Origin of the sequence: Zooshikella sp. RANM57 (assembly GCF_050749885.1) — a bacterium.
Taxonomy (GTDB): domain Bacteria; phylum Pseudomonadota; class Gammaproteobacteria; order Pseudomonadales; family Zooshikellaceae; genus Zooshikella.
Genome location: NZ_JBOIUB010000003.1, coordinates 384,664 through 404,761, shown reverse-complemented (window position 1 = coordinate 404,761; position 20,098 = coordinate 384,664). Strand labels below are relative to the sequence as shown.

General features: G+C 40.9%; 24 protein-coding genes. 12 read left to right on the top strand and 12 right to left on the bottom strand.

What is annotated here, in order from left to right:
- Nucleotides 1-201 precede the first annotated feature (201 nt).
- Both ACQ96U_RS09175 and ACQ96U_RS09170 read right to left on the bottom strand, forming a co-directional pair.
- Nucleotides 202-378 (bottom strand): hypothetical protein, encoded by a 177-nt coding sequence (locus ACQ96U_RS09175; RefSeq protein WP_431720946.1) that lies wholly within the window; start codon nucleotides 376-378, stop codon nucleotides 202-204.
- 212 nt (nucleotides 379-590) lie between these two features.
- On the bottom strand, nucleotides 591-1,907 hold the full coding sequence (locus ACQ96U_RS09170) for a M18 family aminopeptidase (protein ID WP_431720945.1): 1,317 nt from the start codon (nucleotides 1,905-1,907) through the stop codon (nucleotides 591-593).
- Between the two features lie 55 nt (nucleotides 1,908-1,962).
- Between ACQ96U_RS09170 and ACQ96U_RS09165 the strand changes: the two genes are divergently transcribed.
- A complete protein-coding gene (locus tag ACQ96U_RS09165; protein WP_431720944.1) occupies nucleotides 1,963-3,117 on the top strand; it encodes a tRNA-queuosine alpha-mannosyltransferase domain-containing protein in 1,155 nt (384 codons plus the stop codon).
- A 6-nt stretch (nucleotides 3,118-3,123) separates the two neighbouring features.
- Here the strand turns inward: ACQ96U_RS09165 and ACQ96U_RS09160 are convergent, their stop codons facing one another.
- From ACQ96U_RS09160 to minC, 4 genes are all read right to left on the bottom strand, one after another.
- The gene (locus ACQ96U_RS09160; RefSeq protein ID WP_431720943.1) at nucleotides 3,124-3,711 is read right to left on the bottom strand and encodes a pseudouridine synthase; all 588 of its coding nucleotides are present in this window, start codon (nucleotides 3,709-3,711) and stop codon (nucleotides 3,124-3,126) included.
- Between the two features lie 102 nt (nucleotides 3,712-3,813).
- A complete protein-coding gene (minE, locus tag ACQ96U_RS09155) occupies nucleotides 3,814-4,083 on the bottom strand; it encodes a cell division topological specificity factor MinE (RefSeq protein WP_431720942.1) in 270 nt (89 codons plus the stop codon).
- 6 nt (nucleotides 4,084-4,089) lie between these two features.
- Nucleotides 4,090-4,899 (bottom strand): septum site-determining protein MinD, encoded by an 810-nt coding sequence (gene minD, locus ACQ96U_RS09150; protein ID WP_431720941.1) that lies wholly within the window; start codon nucleotides 4,897-4,899, stop codon nucleotides 4,090-4,092.
- A 55-nt stretch (nucleotides 4,900-4,954) separates the two neighbouring features.
- Nucleotides 4,955-5,695: a septum site-determining protein MinC gene (gene minC / locus ACQ96U_RS09145; protein ID WP_431720940.1), complete on the bottom strand. Its 741-nt coding sequence runs from the start codon at nucleotides 5,693-5,695 to the stop codon at nucleotides 4,955-4,957.
- A 239-nt stretch (nucleotides 5,696-5,934) separates the two neighbouring features.
- Here minC and lpxL point away from each other — a divergent pair, with 239 nt between their 5' ends.
- On the top strand, nucleotides 5,935-6,840 hold the full coding sequence (gene lpxL / locus ACQ96U_RS09140) for an LpxL/LpxP family Kdo(2)-lipid IV(A) lauroyl/palmitoleoyl acyltransferase (protein WP_431720939.1): 906 nt from the start codon (nucleotides 5,935-5,937) through the stop codon (nucleotides 6,838-6,840).
- A gap of 124 nt (nucleotides 6,841-6,964) precedes the next feature.
- On the opposite strand, the gene rapA is transcribed toward lpxL, so the two are convergent.
- The gene (gene rapA / locus ACQ96U_RS09135) at nucleotides 6,965-9,847 is read right to left on the bottom strand and encodes an RNA polymerase-associated protein RapA (protein ID WP_431720938.1); all 2,883 of its coding nucleotides are present in this window, start codon (nucleotides 9,845-9,847) and stop codon (nucleotides 6,965-6,967) included.
- Nucleotides 9,848-9,982: 135 nt separating this feature from the next.
- Nucleotides 9,983-10,285 (bottom strand): YebG family protein, encoded by a 303-nt coding sequence (locus ACQ96U_RS09130; protein WP_431720937.1) that lies wholly within the window; start codon nucleotides 10,283-10,285, stop codon nucleotides 9,983-9,985.
- A gap of 331 nt (nucleotides 10,286-10,616) precedes the next feature.
- Between ACQ96U_RS09130 and ccoM the strand changes: the two genes are divergently transcribed.
- The 7 genes from ccoM to ACQ96U_RS09095 all read left to right on the top strand — a co-directional run bounded on the left by ccoM (nucleotide 10,617) and on the right by ACQ96U_RS09095 (nucleotide 15,285).
- Nucleotides 10,617-10,733, top strand: coding sequence for a cytochrome c oxidase subunit CcoM (gene ccoM / locus ACQ96U_RS09125; RefSeq protein WP_431720936.1), 117 nt, complete (start codon nucleotides 10,617-10,619; stop codon nucleotides 10,731-10,733).
- A 463-nt stretch (nucleotides 10,734-11,196) separates the two neighbouring features.
- Complete coding sequence (locus tag ACQ96U_RS09120; protein ID WP_431720935.1) at nucleotides 11,197-11,508, top strand: BolA family protein; 312 nt, start codon at nucleotides 11,197-11,199, stop codon at nucleotides 11,506-11,508.
- A complete protein-coding gene (locus ACQ96U_RS09115; RefSeq protein ID WP_431720934.1) occupies nucleotides 11,509-11,940 on the top strand; it encodes a hypothetical protein in 432 nt (143 codons plus the stop codon).
- Between the two features lie 35 nt (nucleotides 11,941-11,975).
- Nucleotides 11,976-12,902 (top strand): rhodanese-related sulfurtransferase, encoded by a 927-nt coding sequence (locus tag ACQ96U_RS09110; protein WP_431720933.1) that lies wholly within the window; start codon nucleotides 11,976-11,978, stop codon nucleotides 12,900-12,902.
- 195 nt (nucleotides 12,903-13,097) lie between these two features.
- Nucleotides 13,098-13,538 (top strand): acyl-CoA thioesterase, encoded by a 441-nt coding sequence (locus ACQ96U_RS09105; RefSeq protein ID WP_431720932.1) that lies wholly within the window; start codon nucleotides 13,098-13,100, stop codon nucleotides 13,536-13,538.
- Nucleotides 13,535-14,599, top strand: coding sequence for a DUF2804 domain-containing protein (locus tag ACQ96U_RS09100; protein ID WP_431720931.1), 1,065 nt, complete (start codon nucleotides 13,535-13,537; stop codon nucleotides 14,597-14,599). Before ACQ96U_RS09105 ends, ACQ96U_RS09100 begins: the two co-directional genes overlap by 4 nt.
- Nucleotides 14,600-14,634: 35 nt before the next feature.
- Complete coding sequence (locus tag ACQ96U_RS09095) at nucleotides 14,635-15,285, top strand: ion channel (protein ID WP_431720930.1); 651 nt, start codon at nucleotides 14,635-14,637, stop codon at nucleotides 15,283-15,285.
- On the opposite strand, the gene ACQ96U_RS09090 is transcribed toward ACQ96U_RS09095, so the two are convergent.
- The gene (locus tag ACQ96U_RS09090) at nucleotides 15,282-15,923 is read right to left on the bottom strand and encodes an O-methyltransferase (RefSeq protein WP_431720929.1); all 642 of its coding nucleotides are present in this window, start codon (nucleotides 15,921-15,923) and stop codon (nucleotides 15,282-15,284) included. The two genes, ACQ96U_RS09095 and ACQ96U_RS09090, sit on opposite strands and share 4 nt — an antisense overlap.
- A 186-nt stretch (nucleotides 15,924-16,109) precedes the next feature.
- On the opposite strand from ACQ96U_RS09090, the gene ACQ96U_RS09085 reads away from it, so the two are divergent.
- Nucleotides 16,110-16,388 (top strand): SelT/SelW/SelH family protein, encoded by a 279-nt coding sequence (locus tag ACQ96U_RS09085; protein WP_431720928.1) that lies wholly within the window; start codon nucleotides 16,110-16,112, stop codon nucleotides 16,386-16,388.
- Here ACQ96U_RS09085 and ACQ96U_RS09080 read toward each other — a convergent pair.
- The 3 genes from ACQ96U_RS09080 to ACQ96U_RS09070 form a co-directional block, all read right to left on the bottom strand.
- Nucleotides 16,385-17,059 carry a TIGR04211 family SH3 domain-containing protein gene (locus ACQ96U_RS09080; RefSeq protein ID WP_431720927.1) on the bottom strand — a complete coding sequence of 225 codons (675 nt, stop codon included), beginning with the start codon at nucleotides 17,057-17,059 and terminating at the stop codon, nucleotides 16,385-16,387. The two genes, ACQ96U_RS09085 and ACQ96U_RS09080, sit on opposite strands and share 4 nt — an antisense overlap.
- 272 nt (nucleotides 17,060-17,331) lie before the next feature.
- Nucleotides 17,332-17,631 carry a YciI family protein gene (locus tag ACQ96U_RS09075; protein ID WP_431720926.1) on the bottom strand — a complete coding sequence of 100 codons (300 nt, stop codon included), beginning with the start codon at nucleotides 17,629-17,631 and terminating at the stop codon, nucleotides 17,332-17,334.
- Nucleotides 17,632-17,640: 9 nt separating this feature from the next.
- Entirely contained in the window at nucleotides 17,641-18,237 is a 597-nt protein-coding gene (locus ACQ96U_RS09070) for a septation protein A (RefSeq protein WP_431720925.1), read from the bottom strand.
- A gap of 264 nt (nucleotides 18,238-18,501) precedes the next feature.
- On the opposite strand from ACQ96U_RS09070, the gene ACQ96U_RS09065 reads away from it, so the two are divergent.
- Entirely contained in the window at nucleotides 18,502-19,374 is an 873-nt protein-coding gene (locus ACQ96U_RS09065) for a PHP domain-containing protein (RefSeq protein WP_431720924.1), read from the top strand.
- Nucleotides 19,375-19,397: 23 nt separating this feature from the next.
- On the top strand, nucleotides 19,398-20,024 hold the full coding sequence (locus tag ACQ96U_RS09060) for an L-threonylcarbamoyladenylate synthase (RefSeq protein ID WP_431720923.1): 627 nt from the start codon (nucleotides 19,398-19,400) through the stop codon (nucleotides 20,022-20,024).
- Nucleotides 20,025-20,098 lie beyond the last annotated feature (74 nt).

Sequence of the window (20,098 nt, the reverse complement as noted above, 5' to 3'; positions counted from 1 at the left end):
ACCGCTTTCGGTGGCTAAAAAACTGTGTTGGATGAGTGTAATTAAGTTACGAAGGAAAGGTTATATATAATGAATTTGAAATTGCTAGATAATATAAAGCCACTTAACATGTAATATTAAGTGGCTTAAAGAAATCTTGGTCGTTAGCTAAGTTCAATCTAACAAAAGAAAACTAAATAGTGCTTCAGAGCTATTTGTTATTTAGTTATAGCCTCGCACAAAATTTGCGTTTGAATCGTTTTCAATATCAATTTTGGTTGTGAACTTAGACTTAAGAAGAGTAGCCGTTGAGTTTTGAGTATTTTTTACTGATCGTTTTCCAAAACGATGGCAGGCGATGTGGTCAGCAAAGCTTGCTCTTTTGGTTCTGGTAGGCATTTTGAGCTCCAAGCGTTGATCGTGCAAGTTCTGGCTGCTTCAGACTGAGGATTTGGCTTATCTCAATCCGTGATGGTTATTTTAGCACCAATTTAATGTGAACTAACTCCGTATGAATACGTAAATGTGGATGCTGCTGCGACTATATTTTCATAAAGTCGCAGTTTTTTTATTACGGAAAAGTTAGGGCTTTAGTGCTATTTGTGGTTGATTTATGAAGGAAGCTGAGATGTTTTAAAAAAGGCTTGTAATACATTATTTAATGTATAGCTATCTTGGCTCCCAGCCAATTCTCTTGGTGAGTGCATAGCGAAAGTAGGAACACCAATGTCTAATGTTTTAACCCCTAATTCTCCGGCACTAATTGGGCCGATGGTTGAGCCACAAGCCATATCAGTGCGAACAACAAATGATTGAAAGGGGGCATTTTGTTGCTGGCTTAACCATTTGTAAATAGCCGCTGTTTCACTGTTTGTTGCATAACGCTGATTACAGTTTTGTTTAATGACTGGACCTCGATTAAGTATGGGACCATGGTTAGCATCATGCCGGTCCGCATAGTTTGGGTGAATTCCATGAGCGTTATCGACAGAAATCATAAGTGAGTTTGTCATTGCTTTAGCGGCGGTAATAGGACTGCCCATGATTCGAGTTAATGTTTGTTGTAAAAAAGGTCCCTGAGCGCCACAGTGTGATTGACTACCGACCTCTTCATGATCGTTACAAACCAATAGACATGGTGCATCATTACTTTGATAGTCACTACTGACTAGAGCATGAAGTCCAATAAAGCAACTTAACAAATTATCCAGTCGAGCACTGGCAATAAACTCTTTTTTTAGGCCAACTAGAGCGGGAGGTTGTTTGTCATAGAAGCAAAGTTCGTAATCTAAAATTTCTTTAACATCTTGATGGTCCGTACTATTCAGTTGATCGATTAAAAGTTTATTGAGGGTAGGTTTTTCTGTGCAGTCCTCTGCTATTAAGCTTAAGATAGGAGGAATATCAGTTTGCGGATTGATTGAACGTTCTTTGTTAGCATTTCTATCTAAGTGAATGGCTAAACTTGGAATGATTGCTATAGGCTCTTCAAAATTAATTAAGGTGCTGCAAACCTGTTGTTGATTATTTAAAAAAGTAACGCGGCCAGCCAAGGATAGGTCTCGATCATACCAAGGGTTTAGTAATGCACCACCATAAACTTCCACACCTAATTGCCAATAATTTTGCTGATATAGATCGGCATTTGGTTTAACTTTAAGGCAGGGGCTATCTGTATGGGCGCCAACAAAACGCCAGCCATGTTTAGTGTATTGCTGATTGCCTGTTGTAAAAGCAATAATTGAAGAGTCATTCCTTGTGATAAAATATCCCTGAAAATCTTTGAGTGACCAATCTTCATTTTCTTTTAAAGGTGTAAACCCCGCGTTAATTAGCAGTTCTGTCATAGAAGAAACTGCATGAAACGGTGTAGGGGAGGTATTCAAAAACTGTAGAAGTTGATGATTGAAGTCTGACAATGTGCTCATACGTTACTCAAAATCCATAATGAAAGCTTTGTTTTATTTATATAGTGCCAAAGCTATGCCAGAAAACAATACACTCGTTAATTTCCCTAAACGTATTTTGCTTCTTTCACCTTATGATGCAGTGAGTCACCGTTATTGGCATACCGGACTAGTAAAAGCATTTCCTGAAATAGAGTGGACAGTATTGGCACTGCCTCCTCGTTATTTTTCTTGGCGAATCAGAGGGAATAGCCTGACACTGGGAATGGGTTATCGGGATATACTACTTAAACCGTATGATTTAATCATTGCGACATCCATGACAGATTTGTCCTCCCTTCGAGGACTGGTGCCTGAGTTAAGTAAAATACCAACAATTGTTTATTTTCATGAAAATCAATTCGTTTATCCAACTCAAGAAAACATAGTTGACTCAGTTGGGGCTCAAATTGTAACGCTTTATTCTGCATTAGCGGCTGACTGCGTGGTATTTAATACACGTTATAATCAAGAGACTTTTATTGTTGGAGCAAAAAAATTATTAAATCAATTGCCAGATGGTGTGCCAAAAAATGTGATATCTGAAATAGTAAGAAAGAGCAGAGTGGTACCAGTACCACTTCAAGCAGATCATTTATTTCAGGTCAAATCTACTGTATCAGAACCGAAGTTGCAGATCGTTTGGAATCATCGTTGGGAGTATGATAAAGCACCAGAGCGTTTTTTTTCAGCAATTGCTCAGTTAGCCGCTAAAACAACAAGTATGTGTATTCATGTGGTTGGACAACAATTTAGGAGTAAACCACCATGCTTTGCTGAGTTTTATCAGAAATACTCAGGTATAGTTGGGCAGTGGGGATTTATTGATAGCTGTAAAGACTATCATCAGTTGCTGGCGAACAGTGATGTTGTTGTTTCTACGGCACTACATGACTTTCAAGGAATAGCCATTCAAGAAGCTGTGGCATTTGGCTGTATTCCCGTTGTACCTGACCGGCTTGCTTACCCTTATTTATTTTCTAAAGAGTACTGTTATCAATCTAATGTTGATGACATTGAAAATGAGACAGATGGTTTGGTAAAAAGGCTATATCAACTTGTAGTTGCAAAACAGGAAAATAAATTTCCTCAAGCACCTGTAATGCAAAAGTGGTATTGGTCTTCGTTAAAAGAAGATTATGCCTCTTTATTTAGTCAAGTATGTTCGTCATTAACTAAGCGTGAGTTATAACGGTTTCTAAAAGGGAACAGGAGAAGAAAAAGACATAGATCTGGCATGAATTGGGTGATCAAACTTTAGGTATTTTGCATGAAGTAACATCCGTTCACTCAACTGTTGTACTTCGTTTGGTGCATACAGTGAATCACCAAGGATTGGATGTCCTAGCATCATCATGTGTACACGTAACTGATGAGAGCGACCTGTCACAGGTTTAAGCTCAACATTGGAGTACTGTTGCGTTTTGTGTATAACGTGCCAGTGAGTTAAAGCAGGTTTGCCTTGTTGATAGTCCACTTTTTGCTTTGGACGATTTGGCCAATCAACACAAAGAGGCCAAGTTGCTTTTCCATGACCTTCTTTTATTGCACCATGTACTACAGCTTCATAGCATTTATCAACTAAGCGATCATGAAACTGTTTTGATAAGTTTCGGTGCGATGTTTTATCTAAGGCAAGTACCATTAACCCTGAGGTTTCCCAGTCAAGGCGGTGCACGATCAAGGCATTAGGAAACAACTGTTGTGCTCGAGATGAAATGCTATCTTTATGCTCAGGTAAGCGGCCTGGAACCGCCAGCAAGCCACTAGGCTTATCGACAACCAAAATATGATTATCTTAAAAGATAATATCAAGTGCTGCTTGCTGGGGCATGAGGCTTAACCTGTGATACGGCAGGAACTGCTTTAGCTTCAGAAAGTCAATGAGCTATTCTTGTGCTGGAACATTTTCGGGTAGGGTCACATTGAGCTCCAAAATGGCATAGTCATCGAGGGTATCAAAATTAACGGCAACATCTTCTGGATTGATTGAAATATAACGACGTACGACCTCTAATATATCTCGCTGTAAAGCGGGTAAATAATCTGGTCCATCACGCGTGGCACGTTCATGTGCCACAATGATTTGCAGGCGTTCTTTAGCCATTGAAGCACTGGCGTCTTTTTTAGTATTTTTAAAAATCTCAAAAAAACTCATGATAGGTTAGCCTCCAAACATCCGCTTGAGCAGGCCTTTCTTTTGCACTTCAAGAAAGCGGTGGGGCAGATCTTTACCAAGAAATCGATCTACAGAATCAGCATAGGCTTGTCCTGCATCACTTTCAGCATCATGGATAACAGGAATTCCTTGGTTCGATGCCTTAAGGACGGCTTTTGACTCAGGAATAACTCCCAATAAAGGAATGGCAAGAATTTCTTCTACATCGCTTACGCTCAGCATTTCACCACGGTTTACTCGCTCAGGGTCATATCGGCTAAGCAGTAAATATTCTTTAACTGGCTCTAGATCTTGCTCAGCTCGAATAGACTTACTTTGTAAAATACCCAGGATTCTATCTGAGTCACGAACGGAAGAAATTTCAGGGTTAGTGACAATAATGGCTTCGTCTGCATAATAAAGCGCCATTAGAGCACCTTTTTCTATACCAGCAGGAGAGTCACAAACGATATAATCAAAGGATTGGCGAAGCTCTTCTAAAACACATCCTACGCCTTCTTTTGTTAATGCTTCTTTATCCCGCGTTTGCGAAGCAGGTAAAACAAATAAATTGGCGATTCGTTTATCTTTGATGAGAGCTTGTTTTAAGTTTGACTCTTCGTTAATAACATTAACAAAGTCGTACACCACGCGGCGTTCACAGCCCATGACTAAGTCAAGATTACGTAACCCTACATCAAAGTCGATGACAACTGTTTTATAACCACGCATTGCTAAACCTGTGGCAATAGCTGCACTGGTCGTGGTTTTGCCAACGCCACCTTTGCCTGAAGTGACAACAATTATTTTGGCCAACGTAGCACCCTATAAAAAAATTAGTTTCTAGCGTAATTTCTCAAAAAATTATTGTTTAAAGTGGAAGGATCTGCAAGTTTTCTCCTTCACGAAAAATATGAGCACCTTTTTGCCAGAAAGACTGGAAGGGGGTCATTTCTGTCATATAGTGCCCTGCGATTGCTACAAGCTCAGCTGCAAACTGTAAGCAAAAAATACCTGAATTTGTGTTGCCTTCTATGCCCGCAAGTGCTCGCCCTCTAAGAGGTCCATATACATGAATGTTACCTTTTGCCAATAACTCCGCACCTGCACTGACTGGCGCAAGAACGATAAGATCTCCTTCAGGCGCAATTACTTGTTGGCCTGAGCGTACAGGTTTATTCACGACAACATGCTTTGGGTGTATGGGCTTTGGTTCTGAGTTTGTTGTTTGCTCTACGGTTTGACGTTGAGGTTTGCTAATTGGTTCGTCGGACTGTGCAGAAAGTGTGGGTAAATAGGCAATTTCAGTTGTTTTTAGGTAAGGACGCCAGTGGGCAGGTGCTCGAATTGCTATTATTCTTAACCCCATTCGTTCACATTCGTGGATGATCGCGTTAATATTGCACGTTTTCTCTGGCAGAGCCGCTTTTTCTAAACTTAATATCACAGGCATGTCATGGAGTAAATTGGGTGCAAGCTTGGCCTGCTCTGTTAATTGAAGTCGAATTACTTCGAGCTCAAGGCTAAGCAGCTCAAGCGTGGTCAGCGTTAACCGGCTTCTTTTTAACTGGAAACCAGTGGCATTTTGGGGAAGAGAGGCATTCGCAGTCATTGTTTGCGCATCAGTTAGAGTTTATTGCTGAATTTTCCTGGGTCATTGGGTAATAGATTTTATGGCATGAGTTTATAAAGTGACTGTCATAGGTTTCAGTAGTCATTATTTATAATGGCAGCATGACTAACTGTAGTTGTTTTTAGCATCAATTGCTATTTTATTAAACGCGTATGTGTCAATGAGGCTAATCATTGAGCACTGATCGTCATTAGTATTTGAGTGTTTTTATGGAGCCTTTGAAATTTTCCAAACAATTTTTCCATCCTCGGTTTTGGTTAACCTGGCTGGGGTTAGGTGTAATGTGGTTGCTTTGTCAACTGCCCTATGCATGGATCCAATTTATAGGAAAAGGTTTAGGAAAAATTGCATATTATTTAGGAAAACAGCGTCGCCATATTGCGGAAACCAATATAAAGCTGTGTTTTCCTGAGCTATCATCAGATGACCAAGCTGCACTGGTGAAGCAGAGTTTTCAGTCTTTGGGTATTAGCATGCTGGAAACAGGGATGGCATGGTGGTGGCCAAAGTCACGGCTGGCAAAACATGTTGTATTTGAGGGTAAGGAGCATCTTGAAGCATTAAAAGGTGAGGGGGTGTTATTAGTTGCAATGCATTTCACAACGTTGGAAGTTGGTGCTGCATTGCTTGGTCTGCACTTTCCAATTGATGGTATGTACCGTAAACACAAAAACCCAGTATTTGATTATGTGCAAAGACAAGGTCGGGAGAATTATCATCCTTCTTCGCGCACGATTCCTAGAAAAGATATTCGAACAATGTTAAAGGCTCTACGTGATGGTCGCATAGTGTGGTATGCGCCTGATCAAGACTACGGTCCAAAACAAAGTGTTTTTGTGCCTTTTTTTGGTGTTCAAGCGGCTACTGTTACTGCAACGTCAAAGTTTGCTCGGATGGGTAAGGCAAAAGTTGTGGTGTTTTCACAGCAGCGGTTATCTGGCAATAAAGGTTATTTAGTTACCATTCACCCAGCACTGACAGATTTTCCTTCAACGGATGAGACTGCTGATGCCATTAGAGTTAATCAGTGCATTGAGCAAGAAATCCGCAAACAACCAGATCAGTATATGTGGTTACATCGCCGCTTTAAAACGCGTCCAGAGGGAGAGGCTAAATTATATTAGTTATTTGAATTAAAGCGCGATAATTGTGGTTAAGGACACCGTTAAAAAATATTTAAGAGGTGTTTTTAAAAAATTAAAGTGTAAAGCATTAGCAGGATGCTAATGCTTTCACTTGCTGACAGTTTTACCCCGCGAACATAACGCGTACAGCATCAAGTCGTAGTTGAGCTTGAGATAACCCGCTAAGCCCTGATGCGATAGTGTGTTGAAGATGTGTAATCTCTTCTTCCCGGATATTGGGATTTACCTCTTTTAGTGCTTGCAAACGCTCAAGCTCAGCTTCAAGCGTTGTCCTAAAAACTTGAGTCGCTGATTTGATAATATCTGGCATTTGTTGCATCGCAGCATTTTCAGCGTGCTTTAATGTTTGCATGATAGGTTCATGCTGTGCTTTGACCAGTTTTCGTGCTGTCTTTTTCTTTAAAGGATGTAACTGAGCATCGAGTGTATCAAAATTAACGCTGTTATTGAGGTCATTACCTTTCGGGTCGATTAAAGTACGAATACTGGTAGGGGGTAAAAAGCGATGTAATTGACGGTGCTCTACTGGTGGTACTACTACATAAATTGCTTCTACTAGCATTGTGCCAGGTTTAAGCGCTTTATTTTTTAGCAGAGCAACTGTTGTGTTTCCAAACTCACTATCGAGTAACATCTCCATACCGTTACGAATAATAGGGTGTTCCCAGGTGAGAAAGTGTATATCTTCACGACTAAGAGCCGTGTCCCGGCTAAAGGTCATTGTCATACCTTCTTCTTGCAAGCCAGGGAATGAGGGGACTAGCATTTGCTCACTGGGTCTGACGACAATACAGTCCTTTGAGTGATCTTCATGGTCAATACCAAAACAGCTAAACAATTTTTCAGTGTATTTGCGTAGCTTTTTGCTATTTCCTTCATTTTGTAAAGCGTTAATCAAGTCAAAGCTTTTAATGTTTCCTTGCGAATTAAGCTCAAGAAGGCGGTCTCGCCCTTCATGAAGGTTATGTGCAATTTGTTTAAGCTGCTGCTGGGTATTTTTGAGTAGGGTTGGCCATTTATTATCTTCAAGAGGCTTTTTTTGATGGCATAAAGCAATTATTTCTTCTTGAAAGAGTGAGTATAACTGAGTGCCAGCAGGACAGGTATCCAGAAAAGCATTTAAGCCGTCATGGTACCAGCTATAGATCATGGCTTGAGATGAACTCTCAAAATAAGGCACATGAATTCTAATAGCTTCTGTTTGTCCAATCCGGTCAAGACGACCAATGCGTTGTTCCAGCAGGTCGGGATTGAGAGGTAAGTCAAACAAAACCAAGTGGTGAGCAAATTGGAAATTGCGTCCCTCACTACCAATTTCTGAACAAATTAAAATTTGTGCCCCATATTCTTGATCTGCAAAATAAGCTGCTGCACGATCCCGCTCAATGATCGACATGCCTTCTTCAAATACAGCACTTGGTACCCCAGAGCGAACACGAATTGCTTCGTCAAGGTCGAGGGCCGTTGTTGCATTAGCACAAATCAGTAATATTTTTTCGCCTTTTAATGCTTTGAGTAGCGTAAGGAGCCAATCAACTCTTGGGTCGAACCGCCACCAAGGATCTTTATCGTCAATAGTAATTCGTTGCTGGTATGCAATTTCAGGAAAGAGAAACTCTTCTAGCTTTTCGCTATCTTCCCAGGCAAGTTTGTACAGTTCGGGTATTTGTTGTGGGTAAGGTTGTACCAGTCGCCCAGGAAAACCATGCACACCAGCACGCGTATTACGAAATAGAACACGACTGGTGCCGTGCCTATCAAGCAGTATATTGATGAGAGAAGATTTTGCTTGCTCTCGCTCGTCGTTATCTTTAGATGTTTGAATAACGGCTATTAAGTCTTGTGCTCTATGCTGCTCTGTAGAAGTAAACGTCAGAAGTAGTTTAGCGGTATCTTCACTAATTGAGTCAAGTTCAATTAGGTTTTGCACTGCTTTTGCTACAGGTGTGTAAGCGGCTTCTTCTTCAATAAAGGCTTCTAAGTTATGAAAACGTATAGGGTCTAACAGCCTTAGCCGAGCAAAATGACTCTCTTTACCCAGTTGTTCAGGCGTTGCGGTTAGTAGTAGCACGCCTGGCGTTGCATGCGCCAACTTTTCAATGCATACATACTGTTCGCTGGGTCGCTCTGCTGACCAGGTTAAGTGGTGAGCTTCATCGACAATCACTAAGTCCCAGCCAGCTGTGCAGCACTGCTCGTGGTAAATTGGGTGCTGAGAGATGAATTCCAGGCTTGTTAGTACAAGTTGTGCACTGTCAAAAGGATTTTCGTCAGGGTATTGCTGACAGCGTTCTAAATCAAACAGGCTAAAATGCAGATTAAATCGACGAAGAAGTTCAACTAGCCATTGGTGCTGAAGTGTTTCAGGGACGATAACTAAAACACGCTGAGCACGCATTGATAAAAGCTGTTGATAAATGATCAGCCCAGCCTCAATGGTTTTCCCAAGGCCTACCTCATCTGCAAGTAATACACGAGGTGCTGTACGTTGCCCTACCTCATAAGCAATATGTAGCTGATGGGGAATTAACGCTGTGCGTGAGCCTACTAAACCGAGTAGTTTAGAGCTGAGTAACTGGTGATTATGTTGTAATGTTTTATACCTAAGGGAAAAGTGCTGGTTTTGATCTAGCTGTCCAGCTAACAAACGCTCTTGAGGTTTATTAAAGGTGATAAAGTTACTCAAGCATGATTCGGGTACCTCAAGCGTTTCTCCTGTAGAATTGCTACCAGTGTAAGTGATTAACTCATTTTTAGTAGCAACGTCTGTGACCTGAACCTGCACACCTTCATGATTTTCAATTGTATCACCAATATTAAAAACCACCCGGGTCAAGGGAGCATTATGGATAGAGTAAATCCGTGTGTCGCCAGTGGAAGGAAATAATAGCGTGACCAGGCGGTTATCCAGCGTCAGAATGGTACCCAGACCCAGCTCTGTTTCGGTATCACTAATCCAACGTTGTCCTGGAACAAATGTTGTCATGCTTTACGCCTACTACCTCTGAAAAAAAGCCGCTATGGTAGCTGATCCTGACAGAATGACAATAGGGAGGTGAGACAAATAATAATTGTCAGACTGGCTTACACGGTTTATCAAGTGTAAGCCAGCAATGCAACATTATGCGTCTTTTTTCTCAGTTTTTTTACTGGAGGATGCAGCTGCTTTCTGGTCAGCCTGAGGCTCAATTTCTAAAATAAGCTCAGGCTTTCCTTTTATTGCTTTAGCGATTGTTTCTTTGTTTTGTGCGAAAAGCAAGCCAATGTCTTCCGCAAGTTCTTCATCAATTGTTGAATAATGACGTTCTAACATGTGAGTGATGTTAGCCGCCAGCTCCAGCATTTTATCGTGCTCTTCAGCAGCTTTTTTATCATCAAACATACTGCCATCCCTATCACATTTCCACATGGGTATTACCGGCATGGGTCACCTCGATTGAATTTACGCAGGATAAGGGTTGAGTTGGTATCCCTAGAGTAAAGCACATACTGTATAAAATATCAGTATTGATGTCTATTATTTACTGACGATTGCTGAAAGTTTTGAGTGTGAATTATTTTGGCGTTTGCTGGCTAGTAAGTTGGTGCTAGAAAAATTGCGGTAAATCAATAGAAGAATTGATGGTGATTAGTTATTTGTCCGTATTGACTAAAGTCAAATATCCTTTTTGTGCATCAATGCTAGCCTTACAAATAGTCAATGCAGTAGCACAAACCATCCAAGCAATTCAAGACAGTTAAGGTGAGGTTCGACCATGTTTGTTGATGGGACAGTTGTAGCTGGCTTACTTGTTGTAACAATGGTGATTGTGTTTATAGGTGGTTTTGCTTGGTTTATAAAACACGACAGTAAAAAGCATAAGGCACAATGAACTTAAATAGAAAAGCAGCATTAAGTGTATTTTAACAAGCAGATTTAAAAAACGTAGGATGTTTCGGTTTGGTAAGTGTTGTATCACTTTTTTTGACATTAAATAGTTTAATACACGCTAACAAACAAAAGGAGAGCCGGCGAAACTAGAGCGAACGCAAGGTAGGTTGAGAATTTCCAATAATTATTGCTTAGCTTCAGGCTGCATATAATAACAAAACGATAAGTGGGGTATCCCCGCGACAACATATCATGTTGATATGTGCTTAAAAGGCAGATGAGACAGGTAAAAGAGGTCAGGTCCTTTTAGCTGCTTTATCTGTCTTTTTCTTATCTGCAGTTTCCTGTCTAATAGCAGCTAGATGCCTGTGCCGTAGTATTTAACCCTAATCTCTATGTGTGTATGGTGTGAGCTAATTCTGTTAGGCTTGTACTAAGAATTTTTGGATTTTGAGGGTTAGTGTGTGACTGTGCAAGATGCCATTATTAGCAAGCTGAACGAGGGTTTGCAGCCAACATATTTAGATGTGCAGAATGAAAGTTATATGCACAATGTCCCACCTGACTCAAGCACACATTTTAAGGTTGTTATTGCTTCCAGTGTTTTTAATGATAAACGCAGTGTGGCACGTCATCAGCTGGTTTATCAACTGCTCGCCAATGAATTAGCGGGTCCAGTGCATGCCTTAGCACTTCATACTTATACGCCAGAAGAGTGGCAAGCGCGATCAGCCTCAGCACCACAATCACCTAACTGTCAGGGTGGTCATCATTAAATGTGTGGTGGAGTGACCTTCCAGCAAGAACAAGAGACGATTCGTACTTTTTTTCCCAATCCTAAGAGCTGTCTTCCTGTTCGCAGTAAGCGTGGACAGGTAGTACTTGTGCCCTGGGGTAGAAGAGAAAAACAACCAGGTTTTACGCCTTTAGGTGGGTGGGCACGCTTAGAGTCGATCCATATGGGGAAGTGGAATAACTATAATCCCAAGCCCGTTAAAATTATGGTTGATGGGTTCATGGAAAAAGACCAGCAGGGAAATAGCCATTGGTACGCCCTAGGAGAAGGTGAATTTATTCAGGGATTATTAACAGAGGATGCAGGCGTTACACGTGTCTATGTTGTCACAATAACAGATCCCCAGTCTCAACATAAAAGCGCACGTTGGCCTCGCGTTCTAAAACACCAGGAAAACAGCCTGGGTGAGTAGCTATATCTTTTAGCTTTTATGAGTGGGAAACAATTATGTCGTTTGTGGTGGCAGCATTATATAAGTTTGTTGAACTATCAGATTATTCGTTGCTGCAGGCTAGTTATAAGGCTGAGATGTTGAAATACGATATCAAAGGTACCTTGCTACTGGCAAAAGAGGGTATCAATGGCACGATAGCTGGTACGCGGTCAAATATGGACCACTTTTTGTCCTTTTTAAGGTCTGACAATCGTTTGGCAGACCTGATTCATAAAGAGTCATATAGTGAAAAAATGCCATTTTACCGTACTAAGGTAAAACTCAAAAAAGAGATTGTTACATTAGGGCAACCAGGAGTTGATCCAACAAAAAAGGTGGGTTCGTATGTTAAGCCTCAAGACTGGAATGCACTCATATCTGATCCTGAAGTGGTATTAATAGATACTCGAAATGATTATGAAGTCAAAATTGGCTCATTTCAGGGGGCGGTTAATCCTGAGACAAAAGCGTTTCGAGAGTTTCCTGATTATGTGAAACAGCTTGACCCTCAAAAGCATAAAAAAGTGGCAATGTTTTGTACGGGTGGAATTCGTTGTGAAAAAGCTTCTGCTTTTATGTTGGATAAGGGATTTGAAGAGGTATATCACTTAGAGGGTGGTATTTTGAAGTATTTGGAAGATGTACCTCAAGATGAAAGTTTGTGGCAGGGTGAGTGCTTTGTTTTTGATGGGCGAGTTGCGGTAAAGCATGATCTTTCTGAAGGTCGGTACGACATGTGCTTTGGGTGTCGAGAGCCAATAAGTGAGGAAGATAAGCGCTCACCTCACTATATGCCTGGTGTTTTTTGTCCTAATTGTTTTGATACTCAATCTGAGAAAACGCGACAAAGGGTAACGGCAAGACAAAAGCAGATTGATTTAGCTAAGCAGCGTCAGCAGCCTCATCCTATTGGGTCTATACAAACCAAAAAGAATAAATAGTTAGCCGCTATGTTACTAATGGAAGTTGTTTAAAGGATTAAACAACGCCGAAGTTTGCTTAAAGCCTCATGAATAAAAACCAAAAAGTCACATTTCATAGCAGGTTTCCTGTTTTAGCTTGGATACAATTCAAAAGCTGAGTTTTTTATGAGTTGGCTTAGGTAGGATTAGTGGTGAAGTCCAAGGAGTTGGTTTATGGCGTCATATCTTGAAATTGCTGCAATGCCTGTGGTCATAGATGCGACTGTAGAATGGGGACAGATGGATGCATTAGGGCATGTGAACAATACAACTTATTTTCGTTATTTTGAAAATGTACGCATTGCCTATTTTGAACGATTGATGCAGGGTAACTTGCTGGATTCACAACACCTTGTGCCTGTTTTGGCTGAAACCTCTTGTCGTTTTAAAATGCCCCTGATTTATCCTGATAAGTTGGCGATAGGTGCGAAAGTAACGGAAATACTTACTGATCGAATAATAATGCAGTATGTTGTTTTTAGCCAAAAGGCACAGCGTATTGCAGCAGAAGGAATGGGGACTGTAGTATGTTTTGATGTGTCAAAGCACACCAAAACTGCGTTGCCTGATCATGTGACTGAAGCTATTCGTAAACTAGAAGGGAGTCAGGTTTGAGCGAAAGCATGCTGATCGATCAACATGAATCTGTAGAGCAGTTTCCTGATGCAAAGCTAATCCAACAAAATGGTCAGCCTCGATTTGGGATAATAGATTACCCTATTTCTGAAATAAATTATCGTGATTGCCGGCTGTTGACGCCAATGGGGAAAGCGGCATCGCGTTGGCAACGTTGGTTTGGTTTTAATGCCTTTCAATATTACGGCATTATTTCACCTGAAATTGTTTTAGGTTGTGCATTGGTCGATACCAAGTTGGTAGGGTTGGCATTTTGTTATTTATATCATCCACCTTCTAAACAGAGATGGGCATTAACATTCCATGATTTATTGAGCCAAAACTGTCATTTGAGCTTAAGTCCAGATGAGGGGGGGAGCTATTTTAAGCGTGGGAATCACGTTATTGTCATGAAGTATGATCGGTTAACACGAACTAAGTCGCTTCGTATTGAGTTACCCAACCTGAATGTAAACTGTGTCTTTGATGAAGCAATTCAACCCATGCAGCCATTACGCATCTGTACACGATGTGGTCCAACGGGCTGGGTTTATGCGCAAAAAGTGGCAGGGCTAGCAGCTCAAGGTGAAATTCATTGTAAGTGGGGGCATTTTGATTTATCCAGGGTAAAGGCTTCTGCTCACCATGATTTTTCCGCAGGCTATATGCGTCGGGAAACCTTTTGGAACTGGGCATGTTTAGGCGGCCGGTTAAATTCAGGTGAATGGCTGGGTTTGAATTTATCAGCAGGTGTGAATGAAACGAGTTTTACTGAAAACTGTTATTGGTTGGATGGCCAGTTAGGAAAAATTGATCATATTCACTTTGACTATCATGTTGATGATATCTATTTACCTTGGCATATCACATCTTATGACAAGTCTCTTAATTTAACATTTACACCGCTTGGTGCTCACCGTGAATGTTTAAATTTGTGGTTAATGGCGACCAATTTCCATCAACTCTATGGTTATTTTTCAGGAACGATAGAGACTGGGCAGCGGACAATTCAAGTCGATAATATTTTAGGATTTGTTGAAGAGCATTATGCCAAGTGGTAGGGATGCAGTAAGCCTATGGAAAAGGGGTGCTTTGAATGAAAGTAAAAGTCCCTCGCTATAGTTTTGCCTCGCTTCTGGTTGCACTTGTTTTAGCGGGTATTATCTTTCCTTTAATTCCTGAGCTTATTACTCGTAGTGTTATGTTGAAAGCCAGTTTAACGTTGTTACTGGTCTGCTCTATTTATGTTTTTAGTCATGATCGACGGACATTAATTTCAACGATGATTTTAGCAATTCCTACAGTTGTTACTGGTTGGATCTCTGTAAGCAGAGGAACACCAACCTTTGCAATGTTGGACACGTTTTTGTATATCATTTTTTTTGCGTACATCATTATTCGTATTATTAAACTGGTATTTGCTAATTCGGTTATTACGCGAGACACCCTTTATGGTGCTATGTGTGTTTATCTGCTGTTTGGTATTTGGTGGGCGTTATGCTACAGCTTTATTGAGTTAGTTCATCCAAACTCATTCCATGGCATTAATGCTGTAGATGGTTATGATTTGTGGGGCTTTATCTATTTTAGTTATGTTTCTTTAACCACGTTAGGGCTGGGTGATATGGTACCTGTTACCCGAGCAGCGCAGTCATTGACTGCACTGGAAGCTGTTGTTGGACAGTTTTATTTAGCAGTTTCTGTTGCCAGGTTGGTGGGGATGCATATTTCTCAAAAAATTGCTTAACACTTACGTATGATATTCACACCATCGCGAATGCTAAGTAAGACATTTTCAAGTGTTTCACTTTCAGCAACATAACGGTTTAACTCAGCAACGGCTTGATCTCTTTCATCATTAGGTGCAAGTACATTTCCCTGCCAAAGTGCATTGTCAACAATAATGAGTCCGCCTGATTTCACGAGCGGTAATGTTGCATGCAAGTAATGAGTGTAATTTTTTTTGTCAGCATCAATAAATACTAAGTCAAAAGTGGTGTCCGCTAAGGATTGGATCGTGTCTAGTGCTTTTCCAAAGCGAATATCGATTTTATGACCGTGAGGCGATTGCTCAAAAAACTGTTTAGCAAATTCAATCGCACGCGGGTTGGTTTCGCAACAGATGATTTTACCGTCTTCAGGTAATGCTTCTGCCATTGATAGTGCTGAGTAGCCTGTGAACATACCAATTTCAAGAATAGTCTTGGTTTGACTAATACTGACAATCAGTTTTAATAAGCGTCCTACTTGTCTGCCCGATAACTTGACGGGATACCCCATATTTTGGTTGGTTTCGTCAATGAGAGAGAGGAGTAAGTCTGACTCTTTTGAGGTGTATTGGTGGCAATAATCTTCTATTTCAGGGTTAACAAGATAGTCCAACATAATAATGATCGTGTATGAAGTAATGATGGCCGGCTAGTTTAACGTGTCCATTCTTGAATAGCTATTTGCTTCAGCAGTCATAAAGCTATTGAAATAAATAGTGTATTACTTGCTTTTCAGCCAGAATAAAAGTTAACAACAATGCCAGGTCATCAGTGACTGTGGTTAGAGCATGTTGAGGTTATTATGACAAAGAAACCATTGGTAACGATTGAGTACTGTTGTCAGTGTCAATGGTTGCTTAGATCCGCTTGGTTGGCTCAAGAACTTTTAAGCTCATTTACTGAGGATCTTGCTGGTGTCACCCTTAAACCTTCGCATGGTGGGCGATTTTATATCTATGCGGATGACGTTTTACTTTGGGAGCGTAAGCGTGATGGAGGTTTTCCCGAGGCAAAAATACTCAAACAACGCTTACGTAATTATTTTCAGCCAGATAGAGATTTAGGCCATATTGATCGTTAAAGCCATTCACTTTGTTTACGACGAAGCCTAATTCGTGGCAAAACCAAGCCTAAAGTAATGCCAAGAATCATAGTACCTGCGCCATACAAAAACCATTTTAAGTAGGCCATTTGGGATAGCTCATTGTTTTCTGATTGTAATATATTGATTTGTTCAGTGAGCTGAGTGTGAGTATCACTGAGTGTTTTATTGCGAGCCACAATTTGCTGTGTATTTTTAGTCATTGTTTCAAGTGTTTGAAGACGTTCCTGAATGGCTTGTTTCTCTTTTTTTAATTGGTCATTTAGAGACAGGATATCTTGGTGCTCGTTTTTATAATCAGTAATAAGTTCTTCTAGCCTGGTTTTTTCCGCAGTTAGGGACGACATATCATTTTGTAACTCTACAAGCTGGATTTTGGCAACAGGCTCTTCAACCAAGTATTGGTTTTCAATGTACCCTTCTAAATCAGAAGGTGTTTTAACCAAGCTGTAACCTTTTTCAAGGTCATAGGCGAGAATCTCAAGTTGAGTACCAGTTTTAAGGCCTGAATGGACAATACGATAGCTACTGGCTGGCCCGGCACGAAGGGGTACATAGATTTCATCACCGACGTATCCAATACGGGCAGCTTGAGCTGATGAGGAAAGTGAAAAAAAGACTGCAATAAAAAAAGTCACAATGCTTCGCATTCGGCCCAACTCCCTGTCTCAGCAAAAATACGTAGTTTTTTGTGTTGTTCAGAACAAGTTATTCAGCTTTAAAGGTGTGAGTAAAATACCATTAACACTATTTATTAATGAACAAACAAAGGAAAGGTTAAGAGAATAACACAAATTTTTTATGAACTTGAATGGATAAAAAACGATATTACATCGTTGGGGTAGGAAGCCTGACCTTTCACTTAGAGTTATTAGTGTATCAGTACACAAATCTGAGTGAGGCAGGCAACGCTAGGAAACGATTAGGGAAAAACTTTCTTGAAAGGTTTTACGGTTGTTTGGGCATACACACCAGCTTTTATGTAAGGGTCATCATTTGCCCAATGTTTAGCTTCTTCTAATGAGCTAAATTCAGCAATAATAACACTTCCTGTAAAACCAGCTTCTCCAGGGTCACTATTATCGATAGCAGGGTTAGGGCCTGCTATCACCAGCCTGCCTTCTTCTTTAAGTTGTTCCAGTCGCACAAGGTGTTGTGGACGCGCCTGTTGACGAAGGGGCAGACTATTTGGGACATCTTCAGCAATGATGATATATAGCATGAGGCTCTGTTATTCTTGGTCTTCGTTAATTATTGCGGGCTCAGTTTTTTGTTCAGATTCCATATAGCGAGACAGTGGCATAATTAACGCAACCATGAAAACAAGTGTGATGCCAGTTAAGCCAAATAGCTTAAAGTTGACCCAGGCTGATTCGCTAAACTGGAAAGCAACATAAAGGTTAGCAACACCAATGGCAGCCAGAAACCCAAAAACGCTTAAATTAAGTCTATTCCAGGTAGTATTCGGTACTGCCTGAAGTTGAACATTTGAGCTCTTTAGTAGCCCTTCAAGACTTCGCTGGGTAAGGTTTTTCTTTCCCCAAAACTGAGAAACAAGCACCGCCACACCCATTACCCAGTAGAGGATAGTAGGCTTCCATTGTAAAAAGGCGGAGTTATCAAAAAGCAGGGTCATACCACCAAGTACGGCAAGTAATCCTGCTGAAATAAGATGGATACGTTCAATCTTGCGGTGACGAATCCAGCTATAAGCCATTTGCAGACCTGTTGCAGCCAGAATACTGATGGTTGCCAGTAAAAAATCACCTGTAAGTTTGTATACCGTGAAGAAAACGATGATTGGGAGTAGATCAACAAAGAATTTCATTGCGTTTCTGTCACCCTGGGCAGTAAGTAAGCGTTTATAATACGTTATTTTGTCGGCAATCTAAATAAAAAGTCTCCCTACCCTAATGGTAGAGGTCAGGCTAAAGCTATTATTAGGTTGGTACTAAGAGGTATTACTGCTGTTTTTTGAGTGCTTAAGTATTAGTTTAGTTCAATTAAGCGAGCTAGGATGGTTCGATGACATTAACACACATCAATAAAAACTGTTACTATGGGCTGATGTAAGTAAAAATAGAGAGTTAACGTGCTGTACGATTTGCACACTCATACAACAGCCTCTGATGGCCTATTATCCCCTCTAGCACTGATTGACCGCGCAAAAATGCAACAAGTTGATGTTCTTGCCATCACTGATCATGACAGTGTTGCTGGCATTAACTGGTTGAATCATTCTTGTGGATCAGAACTGCAAACACAACCTTTAGTCATTATTCCTGGCGTGGAGTTTTCCTGTGTTTGGCGAGGGATCACATTACATGTATTAGGCTTAAATATTAATCTGCAAGCGCCAGGTTTGCAGCAAGCACTTGCTTTTCAGCATCAGGCCAGGGAAGCACGTGCTGTCAAAATTGCAGAGCGTTTAGCTAAAATTGGTGTTCCTGATCCATTGGCGGGTGCACTAGAAGTTGTTCGGAAACAAACAGAAGGTATTTTTGCAGATCAAGAGTTACAACTAGGGCGGCCCCATTTTGCGGAACATATGGTTCGTTCAGGCTTTGTGGAAACACGTGATCAGGCATTTAAGCGGTGGCTGGGTGCTGGCAAGATGGGGGATGTAAAAAGTCAGTGGCCAGAGTTACAGCAAGTTATCACTTGGATTAGTGAAGCAGACGGTCAAGCTGTTTTAGCGCATCCCGCTCGATATAAGTTGACCAATACTAAGTTGCGTCGTCTGTTACAGCAGTTTAAAACATGTGGTGGTCATGGGATGGAAGTCGCTACGGCTGGTACTACTCCAGACCGGCTAGCGTATTTAGCTCAATTAAGCTGTGATTATGAGTTACTGGCATCCTGTGGTAGTGACTTCCATGGACCTGCGACCCATTGGGCGGATGTTGGCAAAGTACCTCCATTACCCAAACAGTGTCGACCAGTCTGGTCTGCCTGGTCGCTTTGAATATAAAACAGTAGGTAAATACTGTGAGTCAATTTTTTCAAATTCATTGTGAAAATCCCCAGCAGCGTTTAATACGACAAGCTGCAGATATTATTCACCAAGGGGGGGTGGTCGTTTATCCAACAGATTCAGCCTATGCTTTAGGCTGTCATATTGGAGATAAAAAAGCGGTTGACCGTATTCGTCGTATTCGAAATTTAGATGAGCGCCATAATTTCACATTGATGTGCCGAGACTTGTCTGAACTTGCGATTTATGCCCGTGTTGAGAATACCGCCTATCGTTTACTAAAGGCATACACACCAGGGCCTTATACGTTTATTTTGCAGGCTACCCGTGAGGTCCCACGACGTTTAATGCATCCAAAACGGCGAACAATAGGCTTACGTGTACCTGATTTTGCAATTACTCAGGCGCTGTTAGCTGATTTGGGAGAGCCTTTAATGAGTACAACGCTGATAATGCCTGGGGACGAATATCCACTTATCGATCCTTATGATATGCGTGACTTATTAGAACATCATGTTGACCTTATCATTGATGGTGGATTTTGCGGAATGGAACCTACAACCGTGATCAATATGGTTGATGAAGTGCCTAGTGTCATTCGTGAAGGCAAAGGCGATCCTGCCCCTTTTTTACAGGGATAAAACTTTCCTCTTTAGCATTTGGGCTTTTGGGTTAACTATTTTCTTCTAAGCTGATTATAGTGTGGTTATTTATT